This is a genomic window from Psychromonas sp. SP041, assembly GCF_000470315.2.
In the GTDB taxonomy this organism is placed as follows: Bacteria; Pseudomonadota; Gammaproteobacteria; order Enterobacterales; family Psychromonadaceae; genus Psychromonas.
This window is the reverse complement of the sequence record NZ_CBRF02000001.1, coordinates 239,629-262,352: the sequence shown is the minus strand read 5'-3', so window position 1 is coordinate 262,352 and position 22,724 is coordinate 239,629. Positions and strand designations below refer to the sequence as shown.

General features: G+C 36.2%; 21 protein-coding genes. 15 read left to right on the top strand and 6 right to left on the bottom strand.

Annotation, left to right across the window (positions count from 1 at the left end):
• The first annotated feature begins 367 nt into the window (after nt 1–367).
• From SP041_RS01285 to SP041_RS01275, 3 genes are all read left to right on the top strand, one after another.
• Entirely contained in the window at nt 368–1,963 is a 1,596-nt protein-coding gene (locus tag SP041_RS01285) for an HAD-IB family phosphatase (protein WP_137297242.1), read from the top strand.
• 79 nt (nt 1,964–2,042) lie between these two features.
• Entirely contained in the window at nt 2,043–5,351 is a 3,309-nt protein-coding gene (locus SP041_RS01280) for a hypothetical protein (protein WP_137297241.1), read from the top strand.
• Between the two features lie 116 nt (nt 5,352–5,467).
• Entirely contained in the window at nt 5,468–5,920 is a 453-nt protein-coding gene (locus tag SP041_RS01275) for a hypothetical protein (RefSeq protein WP_137297240.1), read from the top strand.
• A gap of 21 nt (nt 5,921–5,941) precedes the next feature.
• Here SP041_RS01275 and SP041_RS01270 read toward each other — a convergent pair whose 3' ends face one another.
• The 3 genes from SP041_RS01270 to SP041_RS01260 all read right to left on the bottom strand — a co-directional run bounded on the left by SP041_RS01270 (nt 5,942) and on the right by SP041_RS01260 (nt 7,840).
• Nucleotides 5,942–6,421 carry a hypothetical protein gene (locus SP041_RS01270; RefSeq protein WP_137297239.1) on the bottom strand — a complete coding sequence of 160 codons (480 nt, stop codon included), beginning with the start codon at nt 6,419–6,421 and terminating at the stop codon, nt 5,942–5,944.
• Nucleotides 6,422–6,531: 110 nt separating this feature from the next.
• A complete protein-coding gene (locus tag SP041_RS01265; protein ID WP_137297238.1) occupies nt 6,532–7,122 on the bottom strand; it encodes an outer membrane beta-barrel protein in 591 nt (196 codons plus the stop codon).
• 70 nt (nt 7,123–7,192) lie between these two features.
• Nucleotides 7,193–7,840 (bottom strand): hypothetical protein, encoded by a 648-nt coding sequence (locus SP041_RS01260; protein ID WP_137297237.1) that lies wholly within the window; start codon nt 7,838–7,840, stop codon nt 7,193–7,195.
• Nucleotides 7,841–8,208: 368 nt separating this feature from the next.
• Here SP041_RS01260 and SP041_RS01255 point away from each other — a divergent pair, with 368 nt between their 5' ends.
• Complete coding sequence (locus SP041_RS01255; protein ID WP_137297236.1) at nt 8,209–8,691, top strand: hypothetical protein; 483 nt, start codon at nt 8,209–8,211, stop codon at nt 8,689–8,691.
• Nucleotides 8,692–9,210: 519 nt separating this feature from the next.
• On the opposite strand, the gene SP041_RS01250 is transcribed toward SP041_RS01255, so the two are convergent.
• Nucleotides 9,211–10,068 carry a hypothetical protein gene (locus SP041_RS01250; protein WP_137297235.1) on the bottom strand — a complete coding sequence of 286 codons (858 nt, stop codon included), beginning with the start codon at nt 10,066–10,068 and terminating at the stop codon, nt 9,211–9,213.
• A gap of 466 nt (nt 10,069–10,534) precedes the next feature.
• Here SP041_RS01250 and SP041_RS01245 point away from each other — a divergent pair, with 466 nt between their 5' ends.
• From SP041_RS01245 to SP041_RS01210, 8 genes are all read left to right on the top strand, one after another.
• Nucleotides 10,535–11,884, top strand: a complete 1,350-nt coding sequence (locus SP041_RS01245; protein WP_137297234.1) for a helicase-related protein — start codon at nt 10,535–10,537, stop codon at nt 11,882–11,884.
• Between the two features lie 133 nt (nt 11,885–12,017).
• Nucleotides 12,018–13,259 (top strand): hypothetical protein, encoded by a 1,242-nt coding sequence (locus SP041_RS01240; RefSeq protein ID WP_137297233.1) that lies wholly within the window; start codon nt 12,018–12,020, stop codon nt 13,257–13,259.
• 126 nt (nt 13,260–13,385) lie between these two features.
• A complete protein-coding gene (locus SP041_RS01235) occupies nt 13,386–14,474 on the top strand; it encodes a hypothetical protein (RefSeq protein ID WP_137297232.1) in 1,089 nt (362 codons plus the stop codon).
• A 105-nt stretch (nt 14,475–14,579) separates the two neighbouring features.
• Nucleotides 14,580–15,350, top strand: a complete 771-nt coding sequence (locus SP041_RS01230; RefSeq protein ID WP_137297231.1) for a hypothetical protein — start codon at nt 14,580–14,582, stop codon at nt 15,348–15,350.
• Nucleotides 15,314–15,814 carry a hypothetical protein gene (locus SP041_RS01225; protein ID WP_137297230.1) on the top strand — a complete coding sequence of 167 codons (501 nt, stop codon included), beginning with the start codon at nt 15,314–15,316 and terminating at the stop codon, nt 15,812–15,814. The genes SP041_RS01230 and SP041_RS01225 overlap by 37 nt, the downstream gene beginning before the upstream one ends.
• 153 nt (nt 15,815–15,967) lie before the next feature.
• A complete protein-coding gene (locus SP041_RS01220; protein ID WP_137297229.1) occupies nt 15,968–16,285 on the top strand; it encodes a hypothetical protein in 318 nt (105 codons plus the stop codon).
• A gap of 146 nt (nt 16,286–16,431) precedes the next feature.
• On the top strand, nt 16,432–17,577 hold the full coding sequence (nrdB, locus tag SP041_RS01215) for a class Ia ribonucleoside-diphosphate reductase subunit beta (RefSeq protein WP_137297228.1): 1,146 nt from the start codon (nt 16,432–16,434) through the stop codon (nt 17,575–17,577).
• Between the two features lie 210 nt (nt 17,578–17,787).
• On the top strand, nt 17,788–19,329 hold the full coding sequence (locus SP041_RS01210) for a cation:proton antiporter family protein (protein WP_137297227.1): 1,542 nt from the start codon (nt 17,788–17,790) through the stop codon (nt 19,327–19,329).
• A gap of 55 nt (nt 19,330–19,384) precedes the next feature.
• On the opposite strand, the gene SP041_RS01205 is transcribed toward SP041_RS01210, so the two are convergent.
• Together SP041_RS01205 and SP041_RS01200 are read right to left on the bottom strand one after the other, a co-directional pair.
• Nucleotides 19,385–20,155 (bottom strand): GTP pyrophosphokinase, encoded by a 771-nt coding sequence (locus tag SP041_RS01205; RefSeq protein WP_137297226.1) that lies wholly within the window; start codon nt 20,153–20,155, stop codon nt 19,385–19,387.
• 43 nt (nt 20,156–20,198) lie between these two features.
• Nucleotides 20,199–21,131 (bottom strand): hypothetical protein, encoded by a 933-nt coding sequence (locus tag SP041_RS01200; protein ID WP_137297225.1) that lies wholly within the window; start codon nt 21,129–21,131, stop codon nt 20,199–20,201.
• A 191-nt stretch (nt 21,132–21,322) separates the two neighbouring features.
• Between SP041_RS01200 and SP041_RS01195 the strand changes: the two genes are divergently transcribed.
• From SP041_RS01195 to SP041_RS01185, 3 genes are all read left to right on the top strand, one after another.
• Nucleotides 21,323–21,724, top strand: a complete 402-nt coding sequence (locus SP041_RS01195; RefSeq protein WP_137297224.1) for a hypothetical protein — start codon at nt 21,323–21,325, stop codon at nt 21,722–21,724.
• Nucleotides 21,725–21,726: 2 nt separating this feature from the next.
• Nucleotides 21,727–22,233 carry a hypothetical protein gene (locus SP041_RS01190; RefSeq protein ID WP_137297223.1) on the top strand — a complete coding sequence of 169 codons (507 nt, stop codon included), beginning with the start codon at nt 21,727–21,729 and terminating at the stop codon, nt 22,231–22,233.
• An 86-nt stretch (nt 22,234–22,319) separates the two neighbouring features.
• Nucleotides 22,320–22,565 (top strand): EF-hand domain-containing protein, encoded by a 246-nt coding sequence (locus SP041_RS01185; RefSeq protein ID WP_137297222.1) that lies wholly within the window; start codon nt 22,320–22,322, stop codon nt 22,563–22,565.
• The last annotated feature ends 159 nt before the right edge of the window (nt 22,566–22,724 follow it).

Sequence of the window (22,724 nt, the reverse complement as noted above, 5' to 3'; positions counted from 1 at the left end):
GGCGCATATGTAAAACAGACGTTATTGCCTGTAACATACGCATCTTTAATATTTATGTTTAACCTTACGTTTATCATAGAAATGGATAATTCCCATTAATGCCGGTTACATACAAGCATAAATCATGCTTTTACTTGTATGAGCTAGCCATTTCTAAGTTCCTCCCCAGAAACCACAGAGAAGTCAGACCTAGGCCCTTTCTCTCCTCTATTTGAGATATAATATAGTGAGCAACTATATAAAAGTCAATATGTTTTTATATCTTTTTTTGTAATAAGTGATTTTTGACCGATTGACTAATACCCTTATATTAAGTACTGTTGCGAATTGACTTTATACAAAACAGCATATTAAGAAGAACTTTGAAATGAATAAAAGAAAAACAAAAAAAGAGAATGCATCCTCTTTTCTACACGTTTACGACTTCGATAAAACCATAACAAAAAGAGACTCCTTTACCCTTTTCTTGAAATTTCTATTTGGAAAACGCCTCTATTACACAAAATTACTTTCTATGTACAAAGATGCAATCAAATACTGCCTCGGCAAGATCTCTAGAGACGAACTGAAAGCTCGACTAATTAAAAAATTCTTAACCAATGTGCCTGAGGAGCTGGTAATTAATAAAGCCGAGCTATTTTGCAAAAAATACGCTGATAAGCTACTTATTCCAGATGCTGTTACAAGTATCGCAGGTGCTCGAACATTTGTGAAAGAAATTACAATTTGCTCTGCATCTCCAGAAATAATGCTTTTGCCTTTTGCCAATATGCTAAACATAAAACTAATTGGTACCCGATTAGAAGTTAAACACGGGGTATTAACGGGTCTTATTGTTGGCAAAAACTGTCGCGCTGAAGAAAAAGTTGTCAGACTAAAAGAAAAGTTTGGCGAACTGACTGATTATACTCTCCATGTCTGGGGTGATAGCCCTGGTGATTATGACATGATGAGAATTGCAAACAAATGTCACTGGCGCCCTTTTAGAATGATTGAACACAAGACACCAGATTTCGAACGTAAAATCAAAAAAAGAACAATCGTTACAAAGAAAGGAATTGTTCGTGAAAGAAGGCTTTTCGATACCTTGCGAAATTTTATCCTACAAGCATCTATTCTCAGCGTGACTGCATTATTATTGTTCTGTTTTTATCACACACTGTCTTATACAGCTAATGCGTCAATTAAAAGAAACAATCAAAATGTCGTCGACCTCAATCAAAATAAACAGTCTCTTAAAGACGCGGCATTCTTAATGGAGTTAAATAAAAATCTTCCGAATTATTATGCAAATACGCTTGCTACAACCATTATTGATATTGAAGGTTCTCCCCTAAGAATAATTAAGACCAATAGCGGAAGCACTCTTTATTCAGATGGTTCCCCTGAGCACATTATTGTTCGGGAAAGAAGTGGCGGACTTGCCATGATAGACATCTCTAATCGTAAGACGACCAACATGACCTCTGATTCACTTGTCCCTTACAACCTTTTGTTAATGAGAGAGACAATGGAGGGTCAGTTCGGCGCCTTACTAAAAGCAGATAACGAACAATTTAGAGTTTACATCTTTATTGATCCTGCTTGCGGATTTTGCCATAAGATCAGTGCAGATTCGGATAGTTACCTATCAAAAGGCATCTCAATTGAATATCTGCCGTTCCCTATTTTTGGAGCCCGCTCTGAAGAAATTTTCTTTAGAGTATGGAGTTTACCACCCGAACTGAGAGCAGATGCTCTTGATAAGGCGCAAAATTATTTGATAAAGCACCCTAAGAGCAAGGATGTTGATGCAATCGGTCTCCCAGTGGCAACGAAAGAAGGCATTTCCCTTGTTGAAAACTATAAACAAATAGCGCGCAACCTTGGATTTTCTGGCACCCCAGGTATCTTTCTTCAAAACGGTGAGCTTGTTAAAGGCTATGTTTCTTCAGATAAACTATTTGAAATACTAAACAACTAGTTAGCTGGTGGGCCTTAAGTATATTGCTTATCTGCCCACCCTTTTCCAAAATACATCCCTATAAAATACCGAGGTTGTTATGTTTAACTCCAACGCCCTATTTGCATTGGTTCTTGTGCTTCTGTCGTCCCCGGCAAGTGCTTTCCCTGTTATTGTAGGAAGCATGGCCAGCAATATCATTGTTCTATTACTATCGGCATTTGGCCTGGCTAAAACAAATAAAGAAAAAAATAAAGGCATGTTCATTTTATTTGGCGTGATCGTTATTTTCTTAGGATTTAATCAGTTTAAGAACTCCGAGCTCAGCACTTTATCTCTCGAACATGAGTACTTTTCAGGTCAGGTGAATACGATCGCACCAGATGAATTGTATCTATCAGATGGCACAAAGTCCCTTAAAAGCATTAGAGAGGGAAATGCTGACTACATTATTGTCAGTGACGCCAAGACGCAGTACATTCCAGGCAGTCATATTATTTATTTTGGTGACAAAGAAGCCATTTCTCTTTTCTCAAAAAACACGAACAAGCCTATTTACATCTTTTCTCGTTATAGAACCCATGGCGCTAATGTCGCTGCAATTCTAAATGAAAATAACGCTATGTCAGCGGTTGTTGATTCTGCATTCTTATTCAGTAATTTGTCAGGAAGCGATGTTCTATCTGATCAAATGAATGAAACTTTAAGCATTGATGATATTCAGTACTCTCCAATATATCCAAAATTTAGTGCAATTCAGGAGTCACTTAAAGATGAGAATCAGTTCGTTGTAACTGACACCAATCAGTTTAAGGTTCATAGCTATATGAATGCATCTTTATTGACGGTTGTCGACATTGCTGCAATGACAGATAGTGATTGGTTAAAAATTAAAGAAGGCATGAACCCAAAATTACGAACAAGGTTTTCTTTTGCTTATAATTTAGGAGACGGAAACATACAAGCACTGGTAAAATATGCGTCAACAAAACTTACTCTTCCGCCAAATAAAATCGTTTATTCGAAAACATACCTAAATGCACACCCCTTTACAGAGCTGGCAAGTGACAATCAAATAACACCGGTCTTTTATAAGTCCACTACATGGTTAAGCCCATTAGATATTTATGCTTTGCCTGAGATCAAAAACAAGAAAGTCACTATTGGGTGTTTCACTCGCATCTGTACGGAACGAATTCCACACAATGGTGGGGATTATTTAGTTAGAGACCTTACCAAATATAACCCTTTCACACTAAAAAACTGGAAGTTAACAGTAGAAGATATCCCTTTCGACAAAGATGAAATTATTGTCCTTGCTCCAGAAGACTCAAACACCTCCTTGCTTTCATACTATTTGGCATATGAGCTAGATAGAAAAATGTTTAACTTTCTTGGTTTTACTCATTCAAATAACGAGCTATTCGGCGGCGCCTATTTTTTAGGTGGAGACCGGGCACTAGGTGACAGCTTCCTCATTGATAGCAGCAAGTTATCGATGTTATTGGAGGTTACCAAGTTTACTAACTCATGGACTGACATAAAGCCTCTTTGGGTAACCAGCTCAACATTGATAATCATGGGCATTGCTTTGGGAGCTGTTTCATTACTTGGTGGACTTTGGGCTGTAGGATCCGCTATCGTCTTCGGTTTTTTATCTATCTACTTCAATACGCTATTTAGGTTGCCCAGCGATGTTTACCAGCACATGGCGGTAAACCCTCTAGTATTAACAGCTTTAGCATCATTCTATTTCATCCTTGAAGGCGGCCTTAAACCATTATTTAAATACCGATGGAAAGGATTGATTGGAGCATTAGTTATTTTCACTATTTTGCTTGAAATAATGAGCTACACATCATCTCCGTTTGACCGAATATATTTAGGCTTGTTTGTGACACTTATTTTAGGCTCATTGATTGTTGAATTGAATAACAAGCTAATGTATGTCCCGTCTAAGGTTGGTGACAAGTACATGAAGACGATCCCTTTCCTTAAAAAACACAGCTTTCTACACCAGGGGTTTATTGTTAAGCATAAAACAAAGAATATTCCATTTACGGCTAGAATGTTAGGCGCGAGAAAATGGATAGTGAGGTCTAATCATATTTCTTCTGATGAACAAGCTAACGCAGGCATCTTTGAGACGAAGATAACCTCTCGAAGAAAACTTGCACAAACAATTAAGTTGATGAAAAAGAATCTTATCAACACCCTGCCTGCTAGAGACGTACAGTTTTGGGTTATGCCTTATATTAATTACTCGAAGAAAGGCGTAGCGCGCTCTCACGCTGACGAATCAGGATTTTCAATATCATATTCGATAGATGATGAGGATTTGGTAACCGAAGGCCTTAGCGGAAGCTACAGGACCTTTCACAGAAACCACAAAAAAACATCTCTCGAAAAGAAGATCATGACACTCATAGTAAAAGTAGAATCTTACTATAACAAGCCTGCCCTTATTGAGTTTGGAATAACTCGGCTAAGCAATATTAAGTTATTGCAGGTAAGGATAGATGAACAAACTCACCCGGCTTTTGATTCTGAGATATTAAGTGCATGGAGAGATAGTCATCGATTTGCGGATAATGTTGAATCGAGCTACATGTCTCCTCTTGGCCGCTCCGTTCTGGCAAAACTGTATAATTATTCGATAATTATGGATCATCAACATGTCTACAGAATTAAAGAAGCGACAAAGCCTTTTAATTACATGGATGCTATTAATGCATTAAATGAAATAAAAGAAATTCACAAGAATATTGATGATCATATTCATAAAATGGATTTGAATACTTTTATTCGCCAGATAGCTCACATTGTAGAGCCTGTCTCCAATTGCATAACTAGCGATAAGATAAATAAGGATTACGACGGCCTAGAATCACTATCTCTGGATATTTATAGCTTTATGAGCATAACAGGCGGTACTCTGGCATCAATGGACATTACTGAGCCATGGAGAAGTTTCTCTATTCAGGTTACAGCCAGTGAAAGAGAGGTTTGTAAGTCAATAATGATGCTGGGACTGGCCATGTGCAAATATTTCTATGAGAAATCTGGAATCAATATCGACCATAACTTATCCATAAGCTCACATCTTCTCTCGCGTAAAGGTGAGCCACTGTCTGAGGCCACCAATAGTCTTGATGGTTGGGTTATTGTAAATGGAGAGATGCCAATAAAACGAGTCGGAATCGATGACTTTAAAGATATTCCTGAGCATGAACTGAAGAATTACACTCTAATGGTAAAGTCTTTCCCTAATTCGAGCATGAATATGATTGGTTTATTTGGGGGAGTAATATCAAGGGATGGCTCTCCAATGTCACATCTGGCCATAACTGCAAAAAATTGTAAGGTGCCTTGTAGAATAGGTACCAAGTTCTATGAGCCGATAGGCTAAATAATTAAATATACTAAAATGCTTAATAGCGACAATATTGACCGCAATAATAAATTTAATATACTATTGAGCATTTAAGGGCGAACTGTGCAACATTATTATATCAAGAGAGCAAAATGACTGACATTCTCAAAAATAACAAACAACGAGAGGCATTGTTTTTTACCATCACGAGTAAAATTGCCGAAAACTGCATTGTAGGGTATTTATCAGTTAAAAGTGATGAAGCCCCAGTTGTAAATGAAAGCTATCACAAGATTGGGACTGTTGTTCAGCATGAAAGTGAGGCAATTGCCGTCAGCTTACTAAAAAAACACATGCTGGAGATAACAGAATCAGATTTACTAGCCAATGTGTATGAACAAGAAAGCTTAAAATTAGAAAATCAAAAAACCAGATTGGAAATTAAAATAATTAATCAGCATGAACACAATCGAAAAACAGAAATCCCTTCTTTGTTAGCAAAAATAAAGAATAAAAAAGAAAGCCTGGTCCGCTGCAAAGAAAAGATTATGGTATTAAGGCGTTTTCGAAATATCAAACCGATCGCAGTACCACTTAGCAATTAATTTACATTAAAAGCAGTAAATCTATTTCGATATCTGCTCCAAATAAGCCATCTTTAAGGAGCTTTTATACAAAGAGAGCATCAGCATGCCGACCACTGAGTCTGGATTAACACCCAGATTTTGCGACATCAATCTAAATACTTTCTCAATAGCACCATTTAAACCGTGCTTATTGATGGATCTAGAGGTGTGAAATGAGTGAACTTTATCTTTCCTTGCAATAAGGCATTTGATTGATGCGCCTTCTTTCTTTGAAGGTGCTGCTAATCTAATGTGGTTCAACTTTCCAGCAGTACAAAACAAAGATACTAATGAACTCTCCAAACACATCTGTTCACCTTTCCATTCCCTATCTATCTTTCTCGCTTCAATAAGACTCTTAGCTAATTCGCTTCGGCTCATGTTTGAAATGTTGGTAAAATGCTGCTTTTGTGTGCCATTAATTTTTCTTCTTACATGAATGTAATTTTTCCCATTCATTACTCTTAAAACCACGCTCATAAAAATCCTTTGCTAAATTATGTACTCCTAATTACATATTATATATTAAATTTAGCATAAAAAAAGCCCATAAATGGGCTTTTATATAATAACTTATTGTAACTAATTAATTAAAATCTGTATTTCGCACCCAGATAAGGATTTGCATAACCATCCGTAACTGTCAGGCCTGCAACTAACGATGTTTTTTGAAGAACTTCTTGCTCTAAAGAAACATCTAAAGTTTCAATGATTTCGTTTGTGCCATCCAAATGCATAGATCTAATGTTATATTCTGCATTAAGAACTAGACCAGGATTAGACAGCTCTGATTCAAAGCCTAATGTCACATAATGACCATAACCACCATACTCATTGTCAAAGGCACTTGGGTTCTGTGAAGTATAACCGGCACTTAATAAAATATTTACATAAGGTGTTGCTTCAAGTACTAATCCACCGCCTAACGACAAGTCTTGTTGGCTTAAGGCACTATCTTGACGATCTTCAACTCTTGAAAAATCACCTTCTAGAAAAAAGCCATTACCAACACGATGCTCAATACTTGCAGTGAAACCATCCGCATCAGCAGTTTGACCACTTACATCTGTTTGTTTCCATGTGTATCCTGCACCAATCTCTGTTCCTTCTGTTGCAAGGCCAGCCATTGCAGAGCTAGATACGACAAGAGAAACTGCTAATGCGATAATATTCTTTTTCATTATTAAGTCCTATTTTATTAAAAAGATAAGGCCAATCTTTTGACCCTACATGACATGCAATCTAAATGCGTTAAAATTTATATGTTCCGCCGATACGGTATGCACTTTCTGAGTCTGCAAAGTCAAATGCGCCATTTAATATAAGTGACGATGTCACTTCATATTCTAGCTTAGCTGTTGCTAATCCGTATTCGTAAGCGACTTCTGTGTCACTCCACTCACCTACATAATAGCTATATTCGCCAGTCAGCGTGAGACCGGTTACGCCAGTATCAATATTTAACCCAGCTTTCCCATAGAACCCATCTGCATCAGTGTCGCCTGAGTTGGCTTCAAAAGAATCTTTAAAATAACCTCCACCAACGTAAACGTCGCTAATGACGGTTAAACCAAGGTCAAAGTTGCCACCAATGCCGCCTGACCATTGAACAATATCAGTATCTGAAACGGTAACAGTTTCAGTGTCACTTAATTCAGTACCTACTTTTAGCTCTGCTTCAGCGTATCGGCCTTCAATATAGAAATTATCAGACATTTCGTGCTTAAGGTCAAACACAATTGCATCTTGTGCCTCTACAGCGTTATAAGATTCTGTTTCACCAATGGCAACACTTCCGTAAGTAATACCCAAAGTCGTATCCGTTGCAAATGCTGCGCTAGACATTGTTAATACTGAGGCTGTTGCTACTGCATGCCATAGCAAATTTTTGTGTTTCATTATTTTATCCTGTTTTATCAATACAATAGGTCTTTTAAAAGTTGATATATTATAGCAAGAATTAGCTTAAGTTCAACAAGGCAGTAATGGCTACACCTTACCAAGGAAGAAAACTGGTTCATTGCAAATGACAATTTGCACACATGGTTATAAAAGTCACCTGCTGCGTGATCTTGAATTGATGTTTTAGAGTGGGTTTTAGGTGAGCAGTGCTCGCTATAAGCACAAAACAATCATTTTGTTCCAAAAAAAATAATAAAGCTCAACTTAACTTGCGGTTACATTGACACTTAAATATATTTTAATTATATTAATTACACAAAATATCATTCTTTATATGATACCAATTCATAAGTTAAGGAAGCAAAATGAAAGACTGGACACCGTCAGAACAAGACCTATTTGTTAGTCATATTAAATCTAACGGCGGAGATGCTAGTGCGACTGATTTAAATTTATGCTCTTTGTTTAAAGTAAACAGCATCTATTTCGAAATAAACTTAGATTCATTTGCTATCGATGAGGAGCTGGTCATTTACGGTAAGTTTGTTAAGGAAGATGAAGAAGATGGTGCATTTTTCTTTTCTGCTGAAGAAGTCGGTACCAATCTTCCATATTGTGCAGCAAGAACACTTAGTTCGTCTTTGTGTGACATTGAAGAGATAAGAGACATAATCAACTCAAAGGCTAGAATCGTAATTTCATGGCTGGAACAAATTAAGTCCGAAAAAATTAATCTTTCTGGCTTCGACAAGGAAGCCGGCACACTCGATAATGAATCGATATTTGGTGTAGTTCGAATGGGCGACAGACACTATGTTGACTCGTCAGAAGTGCCATGTCGTGTGTAAGACCTTTTTCTCTAAGCCAGGCAATGTAATAGAAACTAAATAGGCGGCTGTCTTTCTGCTTAATATATTGCCATACCACCTTCACGAGAGGATTATCTAGTGAGCTAGTAAAAGCACAGATTGGCTATATAAGATTTAAGGTACACCGTTTGCTTACCATAGGCCTAGGCTATGAGGCTGACCTGGCATTATGTGTCATCCGAACGGGCGACATCTCTTAAATTGATTTGTCAGGGCATATTTCCATTAATTAATATTTTGGTACAGCGTAGATTAAGCATACGCTGCAGCTCACTTAAGCGTTCAAGCAGTCATACAAGTATTTTATGCTGCTAAAAATGCGCAGACTCACTTCTCTACTGCTAAAAAGCTTCAAACCAAACAACCTATGGCCTAATCCAAACTATTCCACATGAGCGTTATACGCGCTTCTAGGGCATTAAACTAATATCTTCATGCAGATGCAAAAATCCCAGCGAGGCTGTTAACCTGGCTGGGATTCTGTCATTTGATACTATACTAGCTTAGTTCGCTTAGCTTTTTCTTACCTTTTTCAGTAAGAAATAAGAACTCTCTCTTTCCGCTTTTGCTGTCAACAATATCTACTAAGTCTAGGTCCTTCATTGTTTCGATTAAGTCAATAATAACCTGTCTTCCAAGGTATTTAACCTGTGGAGTACGAGAGTTATTTCTTGCGATGAAATTTCTACTAATAGTTGAATCTTGATCTTCAGGAATCATTCCTAGAATAGCTGCCCATACGGTGTTCTTGTCTTCCTCTGGCATCTTGCTGTAGTCAATCTTCTTAACAAAAGTTTCTTCCAGCTCATCTATATCACCGGTTAAGATGTTTAACTCATCATTAACGTTGAGGATTAAATACATCGGGCTACCGCTAAACGTGTAAACACCGTCATCTTCTTTGATTGTAATTGACTTAATCTGAAGAGCCAGGCTCAATGCTTCTTCAAATTCATCATCTTCAATAAGTTTAACACTGTCTCGTAGGTCAGCAGCAGTGATCCCCTGCTCCCCTGCTTCGTAAACATTGATTATAATAATCTTAGCTACATCTTGAGTAGAATAAGAGCTTGAAAGGGCTTTAGATTCAATGCTGTTGTAAATTGTAACAAGAAGGTTACCGTTAGGAATCGAGTCTGGGTTCTTAGCCTCATAAACTCTATTATTAGTCGGACCGGATGCCTTTATTGATTTGCATTCTTCAAGTGAAGTCTTGGCGAACGCGAGATGAGTTTTAACTCGCTTGTCATGCTTCGCAATTGACAATGAAGAGATTATGTCATTCAAGCAAGATTTTGGTTGCTTAATGATAGTTGCCAATATCTTAGATGTCATTTCTAAACTTTGAGTATTCATTTTATATTACCTGTCAATATTTAAAGTCATGTTATATCAGATACTTTATTGATAGGACTCGTAAATGTCAATAAAGATATGATGTTTTGTTAATAAATATTATTTTAATCGCCCAATATGCCCTCTTATTATTAATAAAGAGTAATAGGCAGGTCCTAGATTAATTTTTCATACAGATAATTATTGCATTGTGGGCAGGAAGTCAAAATCGACCGGAAGATTAAATTGCTTTACCATTAAATATTAATTAACAAGCTTTATTTTGTGTTAAGAAAAGCAGACCATCCTGCGGATGAAATAACGACCGCTCTTTTCGCTCCCTCTCCTTCTTACTAGCTGTTTTTTAGGTGTTAACTTTATTTGCAAATAATCAGTTTAATTAACCCTGTAATATTGACTTTTATACCAAATAATATATAATTACTGCATATAAATTAATGAGTCAACGATTCGGGGGAATCACATCATGGAACTATTTTCGCTTAATCCATTTTCGGAAGCAATGGCAACTCAAAATACAGATGTAAACAAGTCTGTAGCAACTGTAGAAAACGACACAACAGCTAGTCTGTTCAACACTTTTACATTCTTCAACGAAGAATATATAGAGCCATTATCTTTAGCTGAAAAAACGTCTAAAACTCCACGATTCTATCAAGCAAATACGGTTAACTCCGTTGCAGATATGCTTGAGCAAGGATTCACTCGAATTGGTGTGAAATCACCTACAGGAACAGGCAAAACGCTTATCACAAAGCTCATTGCTCTCTCAACAAGAGTAAGAAATTTATTAAAAATTGAACCAACAAAAAAAATCAGAGTTTTGTATGTATCGAATAAGCACCGCTTAAACAGACAGGCAGAGGCTGAATATAGAGAAAATAGCTCTGTAGAGCTTATCTTGCAATCTGCTATGTCATCAATTCCAGATGAAGTAATGGAAAAAGGTTGGGATATTACATTTTTAGATGAAAGTCATCATGAAGCGATGCACTCAATTCAAAAAATCCTTACCAAAATGACTAGCCGCCCGTTAATAGGCTTTACTGCTGATGACCAACGAGGTGATGGACTATTACTTAAGTTTGAACGCTTTCATGTTGCGATCAGTGAATATGATGCCGCTAGACGAGGCTTTACTGAAAAGGTAGGCGTAAACACAGTGGTCGATCTAGGAAAAAATGATAAGTCTGAATTAACAATTAAATTGCTTGAAAAATACTCAACGCATATGGGTAATACAATTATTTTTGTACGCACTGAGCGTGAAGCAAGAAAAATTCAACGTCATCTACGTTACAAAATGGGCTTAAAAGCTGGGATTTTGGACTCGCGCCACAAAGAAGATGATCTAGATAAGGCACTTGATAAATTGTCTGAGGGCAAAATTCAATTCTTGGTTAACTGCCAAAAAATAGGCGAGGGAATCGATGCTGAAAATATCACTGATGTTGTACTTGCAAGACACTTTAATAGCCCTGCTGAGAAAAAGCAGTATATTGGTCGAGCTATTCGCCCTGACTCTCCTTGCGCTGTATGGGAGTTCACAAACCCTCTTGTAGACTCGGTTGTTTCACGCGATGTAGTAGGATTAACAAAATACGAAAGACTTATTTCGATTAAAAATAATCAGTGGGATGAAAGATTATTGTCAGGTGAGGACAAAACATGGGGGCAAATGTCAAAATTACGAGTTCAACCAGAAATAACCAGTGAAAACGACCTTGATGCTTACGATCAAGAAATGGAGTCGATAATGTCTAGTGTTGATGACTCTTATTTTGAAGAAGAGCATTTATACCTTATGACTGCATAATTAAAAAATCAGATAAAAACAAAAGGGATTAATTGAAATATTAATCCCTTTTTTATTGACTTAATATACTAAATTTAATATAATATTTGCATGTTCTGAGTTAGGACAAAACAATTATTCGGGGGAATAACCAATGCTTAAATTCGATATCTCACAAATGCGCAGTGTATATGTTTACATTCTTAAAGTAACAACTGATTACGTTTACGTAACAACTACTCGCTCTGGCGCTCCATATAAGGCCAATTCATCACTGCAGGGTGAACACAACGGGCGCAATGTATCTAAGATAAAGATTCACCGTTCAGTTAGCCATAATTACTCTGCTATCTATTTGACTAGAGAGTTCTCTACACCTTGGCTTACTTCATTAAATTACTATGGTGATGAAGTCATATCTATTGAAATACAGCGTGTAAATCGATTTGCGGCAAATGGTTTTCAAGATCCAAATAATTGGCAATCTTCATTTTCTAAAGCAATTATTCTTCTTGCAGATGAAATCAAGAATGAAAAATCTGTTTACGTAAATGGCACAGAAATATTTTGGCCAGAAAAAGTTAAAGAAGATATTGACGATAGTGAATTAAATATGCACAACAGTCAAAATCGTTTTCACTTCACTTCACGCACTGAAACTTCTTTAGATAAAGATGGTTATTTTACTATCAGAAATGTTAATTTTATTAAGCTTGCAACAATGGGCGTTGGTTTATCAAGTGCCAGTGTAGCAAAAGAAGAGGTGAAGATTAGACAATCGATTGAAACGGGCTTAGATGCGCCAATTACTATCAGACATTCTGTTAGATTGGGAACAAGAAAAGGCAAAGTTTTAACATATTATCCTAATGCATTATCACCAACAGAGGAGCAAATTCATGTTTTCTCACCTGTACTTCAATCAAAAGCACTTAATGCAGTTAATGCAAAGACAAAAAAGAAAGATGAAGAATCACTTGTTTATTTTTTAGCATCTTCGAGAAACAAAGCTTATGCTAACGTGAATTTTGCTATAAAAGCCGCTCAAACTATCGGAAGACTTTACGGTTATGAGCACACAGATGATTTGGATATTCAAGGTATTATCGAAGAAACAGGCGAAGTTAACCTGATGAATATTGATGAAGCCTCTAGAAAGATATTGCCAATTAAAATGGATGCTATGACCTCAATTGCGTATCTTTTCAGATTCATATACAAAGAACAAAAATTAAGAAATCTACGCGACTTGTCTACTATGTTTAGATTCTGCATTAACTCAGGTTTAGTATATGAAAAAGATATTTCGACAGATTTCATAGGCAACGTATCGGAAATTCCGCTAGTTAAATTATCCAGTGTTGACCACGTTAAAGAACTTTTTAGCACTCATTAATAGCAAGGGGGAGAAATCCCCCATATTTAATGTTTTTTTTGCTTAAACCTCTCTTTTCTATTGACTAAATATACTAAAGTTAATATAATAAGCGCATATACAGAAAGCACATCCTTGGGGGATATCATGACTACAAACATCGCAATGAACATATTAAGAAACGCAAAAGTTGAAACTAAAATCCTTTTTGATAAAAATGGTAAATTAACTCTTACAATCATTATCAATAATCAATACACACATACTTTCCCTGCCACATCAAGAGAAAGCCGCATGGTTGAAACGTCTGAGCAACGTGTATTAGATGCGTTTTTCAATAACGGCACATACATTATTGTTGATGGTACTATGCAAGATTACCGACCATCTACCTACCGTGGCTTCGTTCAAACGGACAATGCGCTTGATGCTCTTGCTGATATCATTGGTGTTGAAAAGTTTGATAAGTCTAAGTATGCGGATCCTGTTCGAGGCTTATACAATCAAATTCGTGGCAAACGCAATTCTGATGTTTTCCTAGGCGGCACTTGGGATAAATTCAACCTTGACGTAGAGTCATTAGGTTTAGGTGGTGAATTTGAAAATAAGCTTGTTTATCGTTACAGCCCTTTTTCTAAAAATATTCAGACTTCATTTGAAGTAAAAAGACTTGTTTGTGAAAATGGTATGATTGCCAACTCTCCATTTGTTACTTTTGAAGTACCTGTTATTGATGATTGGGAAAATAACCTACAAATTGTAAGCTCGCAACTACAACCTAAAATCAATGATATTCTTCGCGGTCGTTTTGAGTCTATGTCTAAAGACAACAGCAGAGCTAATGTAGCTACGGTTGAGAAAGTTCATGAAATCATACAGTCTCGATTTTTTGAAGTAGAAGATGGTGCTGACAAACAGGTTTTTGACAAGCTTACTCGTTTTAGTGAAGTTACTAATATTACTAAAAATCTAGGGCAATTTTACAAAGAATCGTCATTGTATGACACCAAAGCTAAAGTAAGAATGGATTCACATCTAACGCAGTTTGATGTTTACAATATCCTAACTGAAATGGGAAGTCATGTAGGCAGAGCTGAGGTTACAGACTTTGAAATAAATTCAACTGCCAATAAAATTATTTTTGATGACTTCAACGGAAAGAAAAAAATCAAGCCTACTATCCCTGTTTCACAAGAATCAGATCACAGACGTAAGTTTTTTGGAAATTCTAATTAAAATAACTTAACTCATATAGACATATTATATCAGTTTTGATATAATATCTAACGAAAAGGTAGGCGGCATGCCTACCGATCTTAATTCAAGTGGGAGTATTTAAAAGTGGCTACATTAATAAAATCAATTTCAGAGTTCAAATCACTGGCAAGCGAGGGGCTTGTCTGTTTGGCTTACAAAAACGAGAAACTTGTAGATCAATTTTCTGTTGTGACAACTAACTCAGAACTAATTGAACATTTTATCTCTTTAAATCGTTCTAACAAATACCAAGATGAACATGATGAAAAGATAGAAAAAAACCAAATCCAAGTATTTGATATTCTGAGCCTTGAATACAGCTACATTGAGCTTGAATCTTTTATTGGATATACATTTAATATTGCAAGTGCAAACTCACCTGCCAATAAAAATCTAGAAAGTTTAGAAATTATTAATTTTACTAATGCAGTAACTGAAAATGACGATGAAATTTCTTTCGTTAGTGAAATTAAAGACATAAAGTTTGGAAATGTAGTAAAATTCCTAAAAGATAATGAATACAACGTTATTAATGTAAATGAATATGGCGTAAATACCGATGGTGAACGAATTGCTTTCAATAAAAGCAATACTCGCCTTAGTGATGTTGTGATCATCATAACGAAATCTCATGAGCCATGTTTTGTTAAACTTGAAGAGTTCATGAAAAATAAAAGTAACAAGTCTGATAAAAATGCTTTGGTTTTTGCTACTGCATTGCTTGAAAAAGATGAAACTGGCAATGAAAATTTAGTTTCTCTACATTTGCTTAAGCAAAACACTGAACTTAATTTCTACAAATTAATAAGGAATATAAAATGCACAAACTTACAGACGATAAATTGGTTTCTTTAATCTTTGAATGTTCAGATAACAATGTTTCGGTAAGCATAGAAACTCCGTATGTTGATGGTGTTGAGCAAGAGCTAGTTAATGATCACATTGCTACGCGATGGGCGCGTTTAGGTATGCGTTATTTTTCTCAAATGAAAGAAAAGAAAATGTTCCATGACTTAGCGCCTCATGTTGAGCCAGTTAGAACAAGAATCGTTTTTTCTAATTCAGATCACCTTTTACAAGCATGCTCTGGTGACTTCGAAGAAGAGCTTAACGTTGATCTAGAACAGTTCGATATTGATGATTATGAAATTGCTAATGAATTTTTTAACCAAACAGATGAAGAAAAAGAAATGTCTATAGGCATGAATTTTTATGTAGAAACTATGGATCGTATTGGCGGCTTTTCAACTCCATCAGCAATTGCGGGCTTGGCTGTTTATCGACTACTGTTTGATAACATGAATCAAGTTAAGGCTTAATGCTTAGGAGGCAATTTGCCTCCTAAATTCACCTCTTAATATTTGACAGTGATACTACTTGTGATATAATATCTCGTAAGGAAAGATGTTCTGTGATGTTTGTTAAATAAACATCAGTAAAAATATTTTTCATTCATTTATTAAGAGGTCACTATGAAAGCGCTTAAAGAAGCTTTTATGGTTGAGCTGAAAATTCTTGTTGATAGAATTAAAAAAGACAAAAGTGCTTTAGATAAGATAAAACGTATATGGTACTTTATTTATCGATTACACTCAGAAACTGAGCGATATACACTTTACTGGAACGGAAAAAAGTTCATATCTAATACAAATAGCTTGGATTTTTATTACTACAATGACGCTCTTGATGCGTTTAAATCAAGGCTGCTAGCTAACACTAGCAATTATGTAGAGTTGGTTGAGCATAAGAAAGGCGACAGAACGAACTCTGTTATTAGGATTTCAGTTTAACTGTAATTAAAAACAACGTCCTGACTTAACTATTAGTATAACTAGAGCTAAGTCAGGCCATTTCTTCTTTTTCGTTTATAGTGGCGTTCAAAATCACTGCTTAACTATGCAATGATTTTTTTGCAAGCAAACTAAAGAGAAGTTAAATGCCTCGTAATCGCTACACTACCTTTAATCAAAAAAAAACAAATACATTAAATGAGCCGATGTTTCTTGGCAGTAACGTTAATATTGCTCGGTATGACATACAAAAGTATGAAGTATTTGAAAAACTAATCGAAAAACAATTATCATTTTTTTGGCTTCCACAAGAAGTTAATGTTTCAAAAGACCGTATTGACTACAATTCTCTTCCTGAGCACGAAAAACATATATTTATCCAAAACCTTAAATACCAAATTCTTTTAGATTCCATTCAAGGCCGTAGCCCTAATGTTGCTTTACTTCCGTTAGTATCATTGCCTGAGCTTGAAACATGGATAGAAACTTGGTCTTTTTCAGAAACAATTCACTCTAGATCATACACCCACATTATTAGAAATATTGTTAATGATCCTTCGATTGTTTTTGATGACATTGTAGATAACAAAGAAATCGTAGACCGTGCGCAAGACGTTTCTCACTACTATGACGACCTTATCGAATATACGAAGCTTTATAGCGTATACGGCATAGGCAAGCACACAACAGTCGATGGTGAAGATATTGACGTCTCTCTAATGGAGCTTAAGAAGAGAATATATCTTTGTATTATGTCTACTAACATCCTTGAAGGAGTTCGGTTTTATGTAAGTTTTGCATGTTCATTTGCTTTTGCTGAAAGTGCTCTTTTAGAGGGAAATGCAAAAATCATTAAGTTAATTGCTCGCGATGAGTCGCTTCACTTAACTTCAACTCAACACATGCTTGGTATTTTTGCAAAAGGTGAAGACGACCCCGACTTTAAAGTGATTGCTCGTGATTGCAGAGAACAGTGCATTAAGATGTTTGTAGATGCAGCAGAACAAGAAAAATCTTGGGCTTCATACTTATTTAAAGATGGCTCTATGATTGGGCTCAATACTAACATTCTCTGCCAGTATGTTGAATATATTACCAATATTAGAATGAGCAGTGTCTCATTGCCCCCTGCCTTCCCAGGTGCGACCGAAAACCCTATCCCCTGGATAAACGGTTGGCTTGTTTCTGAAAATGTACAGGTGGCGCCTCAGGAGGCAGAAAACTCACAGTATCTTGTTGCTGCTATTAACAACAAATTAGAGGCCGGTGATTTTGATGACTTCTCATTATAATAACATGCCTAATTAACCCCAAAACTGTGTGCGGAACATTTTCCGCACTTTAACTCAATTCTATATTTAAATTCTCACAACATCAGAACACTTGCATTATTGACTTTTGGCTCATTTAATGCATAATATATACTTCTTTTAATCAACAAGGAGCGACCATTTATGTATTTTTCATAAGGGTTATTCTTTTTAAACTCATTAGGAAAAATCATGCTTGAAGCGATCTTTATTGGTTTCGCATTTTCTGTCGGATTGATAGTTAGTGCAATTGGCTTACCACCACTTATTGGCTACCTAGCTGCTGGTTTTATTATTAGCGCGTTCTCCTCTTTTTTAGACTTACCAGTCCTCGCTCTAAGCTCTTTAGAGCATATTGCTCATTACGGTGTCTTGCTTTTATTGTTTACTGTTGGACTTAAGTTAAATATCAAAAAAGTTGCTCGACCAGAAGTAATTGGTACTAGTTTGCTTCATTTTTTCTTGTCTACTTCAACTTTTGCTGTATCTATCTACTTCATAGTGGGCACAAGTATTGAAACATCTGTAATGCTTGCAACAGCTTTATCGTTTTCTAGCACAGTACTTGCGGCTAAAACCCTAGAAGGAAAGCAAGAATTAAAAGCGTTCCATGGCAGAGTCGCGATAGGCATTTTGATTGCACAAGATTTAATTGCGATGGTCGTAATGAGCATTGCTAGTGGTAAAACGCCATCTGCATGGGCATTCGGACTATTCTTGCTTCCATTGATTAGGCCGCTTTTATATAAAGTGCTTGATTCAAGCGGCAATGAGGAACTTATGATCCTTTTTGGCCTTCTTTTAGCTGTTGTTGTAGGCGGAGGAGCTTTTGAAGCTGTAGGACTATCTGGAGAGCTTGGAGCATTGGCCATGGGCGCAATAATGTCCGGTCATAAAAAATCAGCATTTCTGTCTGAAAGGCTTTGGAGCCTAAAGGAAATATTTCTAGTTGGTTTCTTTTTATCGATTGGACTAAAGGGCCTGCCTACTTACGATGACTTGTATTTTGCTTTTGCTGTCACCATGCTATTACCTATCCAAGTTGTTATCTTCTTTGGGTTGTTGGTTTACTTTAAGTTGAAAGCAAGAAGTGCATTTCTAACAACGATTTCTTTGACAAACTTTTCCGAGTTTGGATTGATAGTCTGCGCTGCAGTCATGCCTGAGTGGACCATTTCAATCGCTTTGGCTGTTACATTTTCTTTTATCTTTAGCGCACCATTAAACCGGTTTGCTCATCCTATTTTTGATAGGATTGAGAAATATGCATCTAAATTTGAACGCAATGTTAGACATCCTGATGAGGAAAGCATTGTTCTAGGAGATGCAACTATCTTAATGATGGGAATGGGTAAAATAGGTGCATCGGCCTACAAAAACTTACAGCAATATGGCAAAACTGTTGGTATCGATTCTGATCAGGAACTAGTTGCCTTACATCGCGAAAATGGCTTGAACGTTCAATATGCTGACGTTGAGCATCTTGGAATATGGGAAAGTTTAGATCTGAGCAACTTGAAGTACTGTGTACTGGCATTAAAGCATACAGAAGCAACAAAAGGCATTATTGAAGCGTTAAGAAAGAAAGGGTTCGAGGGTCTAATCGTAGCTCACTCACTTAATGAGGATGCTGCACAAATAATTAAAGACTCAGGTGCAGATGAAGCATATATAACTGCGGATGAAGCAGGAGCTGGATTAGCATCTAAAGTCGCTTTAAGCATGAAAATGTAGGCTAATTCAGGATGGCAAGCCATGGTTTGCCGTCCTGATTAAGTTGATTGCTTTACTAGGCAGGCACCTTCTTATAAAGACCCCATGCTTTCTCATACAAGATTCTTGACTCATTTCTAGCCTTAGCTATTTGAGACTCCTCTATCTTGCTTAAAGGCCTGTTTTCAGCCTGTGCTAGCCTTTCTATTTTCTGTATGATTTCATAAACATCATGCTCAGCACCTGATTTGATTTTTGAAATCTCGCTTAGATGTATTTGAATTTCTGCAATCATTTTTGTTTTAGGTAACATTACAAGTAAGGACAAATCTCTATAACCAGATCTAACCGGTTCATTAAATCTGTTTTTAACTTTGACCACTTCTAATCTTTCTTGAATCTTATTGAATACAAAATTAACGTCTTTAATTGAGTCTGTTACGAACGACCCTCGTACTATGTCGGTAATTTGTGTTTCGTCACCACCAAATTCATGTTCGGACTTTTGATAAGATCTTTCTTTAGTCTTGATTGGTGCATTGATGTAGCTAACACCGTAAGAGTGACTTATTTCAGACAAGGCTAACTCCAGCTCATCTCTTGCAGGGTTAGCTATCTCATAAGCCTTTTCTAGAGAATTAAAAGGCTGCTTAGCACCTTTGTCGACGTTTTTTATACTTAGCAATTGCCCAGTGTGTAACTCATCAAGTAGTCTTTCAGAATATATATTGTCTGGATACTTGCTTCTCATTCCCTGTATTTCGTCTATTTCATACGCATGAGCTAAAACAGAAGTACGACTAATCATTAGTGCGACTAGTGCAACTGTTCTAATTGATATACTCATTAATTATTCTCCTGTAGTTTCGTAAAAATTTTAAGGTAACAAATCATATTCCCGCCTGTCTTACAAAGCCTGGTATATTAATGTCACAGTTCAGGAAAAAGTTATCAGACAAATCAAACAACGTAATTCTAAATTGAGATTCATAATCGATACTGTAATCACCAGGATGTAAATCGTAGAAAACATTAAGTTTTGATAATTGGTCTGGATCACTTACCTTAAATGAAATGCCTTTCGAATTTATTTCATCTTCTAATTTAATATATGAGCGAGCACTTCTATTTTCATACGTCGTTTCATAGTTAACGGAGTAAGGGCCTTTTATGTTTGGCACACCTTTGGTGATCATTAAACCATCGTCTATCTTGAATGAGAACGGCATTACTTCTATTTTCCGCTTAGACTTATCCCCTAGCTTTACTTCAGAATAAATAAATGAAGTTTTGGAGTCGCCTTTGTTTTTAAAAGCTAAAACTATGTTTGCTGGCCAACCTGCACCAGGCATATCGGTCGCGGTAAGAGAAAGGTATCGCCCTTTACTTTCAGGCCCTGAAGAATGCAAAGATTTTATGGTAGACCACACACCATCTTTTTTGATTTTAAAGTACCCGTTATTAAGCACTAAAACTTCCATTTTATTTAACCCTGATGCGACAAGTTTTTCTGCATTAATTTCTTCATTTAAGATGGGTTTTTCTTTGCCGTAATAAATATCTAATGATTCTAGACTTGTCGGATCTAATGTATCGTTTGGCAAAAATATTTTTTGTTCTCTATACATAAATCGAATTGACTCTTTGGTACATGTGTTTAATTTATCATGTACGACATAAACCGTTTTTGATGGGACTATTTGCAATAGACCATTGTGCTCACTTTCTTCATGAACATCCAAAGCAAGCGATGCAGTACTTAATCCAGTTAGAAGCGGTATTAGTGCCAACCGACAGTTGTTTGAGCTAAGACTTTTAAACATTACTTTCTCCGTATTAACTTTGTTTTTACATTTATTAAACCATACAAGATAACGGTCTAGTTATATTGTCTAAATATGATGTTTTATTATAATCTACTTGATTTAACTTGTTACGATAATATACAATAAATAGGATATTCGGTCAAGTTAGGCCGATTCTTAAAGCTCAAATTACCACAGGCAGGAACAACATGGACTTAAATATAGCCCGCTCGACACAAAAGATTTTCAACATTAAATGCTTTCACGAATGGGTTGAGCATAGTGGAGGCATCACTGACATAATGGTTAACTGCCAACATAACGGTCTCGTATTACCAATAATGCTATCCAAAAAGAAGCAGGTACTCTTATCAATAAAATCCGGTGCCTGCAGAAATCTAAAATACGACATTAATAATGATTTAATTTCATTTTTTGGCGTGTTTGATAACAAAGAATACAAAGTAGTTGTTCCCATTGTGTCGGTGATGTCTATTTCAGAGCGAAGAACTGGCCTAGCTGAATCATTTGATTGTCTTGCTAGCAACATATCAAAACCGGAACCAGTTAATCTTGGTGAAAGGCACTTAACCTTAGTAAGTAGTAATTAATAATGACCAGTTTCTATGCCCTACCAAGACCTATCGATACGCTAAATAAATTATTAGCGAATACTGTAATGCCATATACTTATCTTGAAATTTCTCATCATAGAGTTTCATCATCAAACATCTTCATTGTTGAAGGAAACAAAAAAGATGGTTCTGATAAGATCAAAAGCTCAAATCAAAGTAATTTGATTGATGCTCTTATGTACATTGAGATTGGTGATTTTTCAGCAAGCGATGAAGCACTTTCTGATATGAGAGAAAACTATTCAAAAAACCATCAACACGACCCTTTTATTCTTTTTGCCGAAACAGTAGAAGATAAAATATCTGCTCACCCTTTTTTCTATGTATGTATTAGCAAAAGCTCAAATGAAAAACGATGGAAACTTCATTTTTCTTTTAATAGTTATAAAAAAACATCTTTTAATACCTTATTTTTGACAGAGGATTTAAGTGAGTCTCTTGAAGAAGTCATGATGTATTTTAAATCACTCACAGATATTGTCTAGTTTACTTTATTTTACTATAATATAAGGTTACTGCTATTGTTTAACGTAATTAATATAATTTTTACAAACTTCGTTTAGGAGACGACATGAAAAAAATGTTCAATGCTTTAGGATTACTTGCTCTTGTTGCTAGCACATCTGCATTTGCACAAGGCGGCCCTCAGGGTGGTCCACCGGCTTTTAGTGACATTGACACCGATGGCGATGGCTACATCTCTCAAAGTGAAGCTAAAGGCCCACTTGCTGAGAATTTCAGCAAGCTTGACACAGATGGCGACGGTTATTTGTCAGAAAGTGACATTCCAGAGCCTCCTGAAGGCGGTCGTCAGTAAATATTAAACAATGTTTAAAGCGGCTAATTATATTGGCCGTTTTTTTTGCCTTTAATTCAATCCCAGTATACCAACTCGCATCATCCCACATTCACCGCTCTCAAAAGACTAGCCCGTATATACAAAAACTGATATAATAAGTGCATGTATTCATGAATC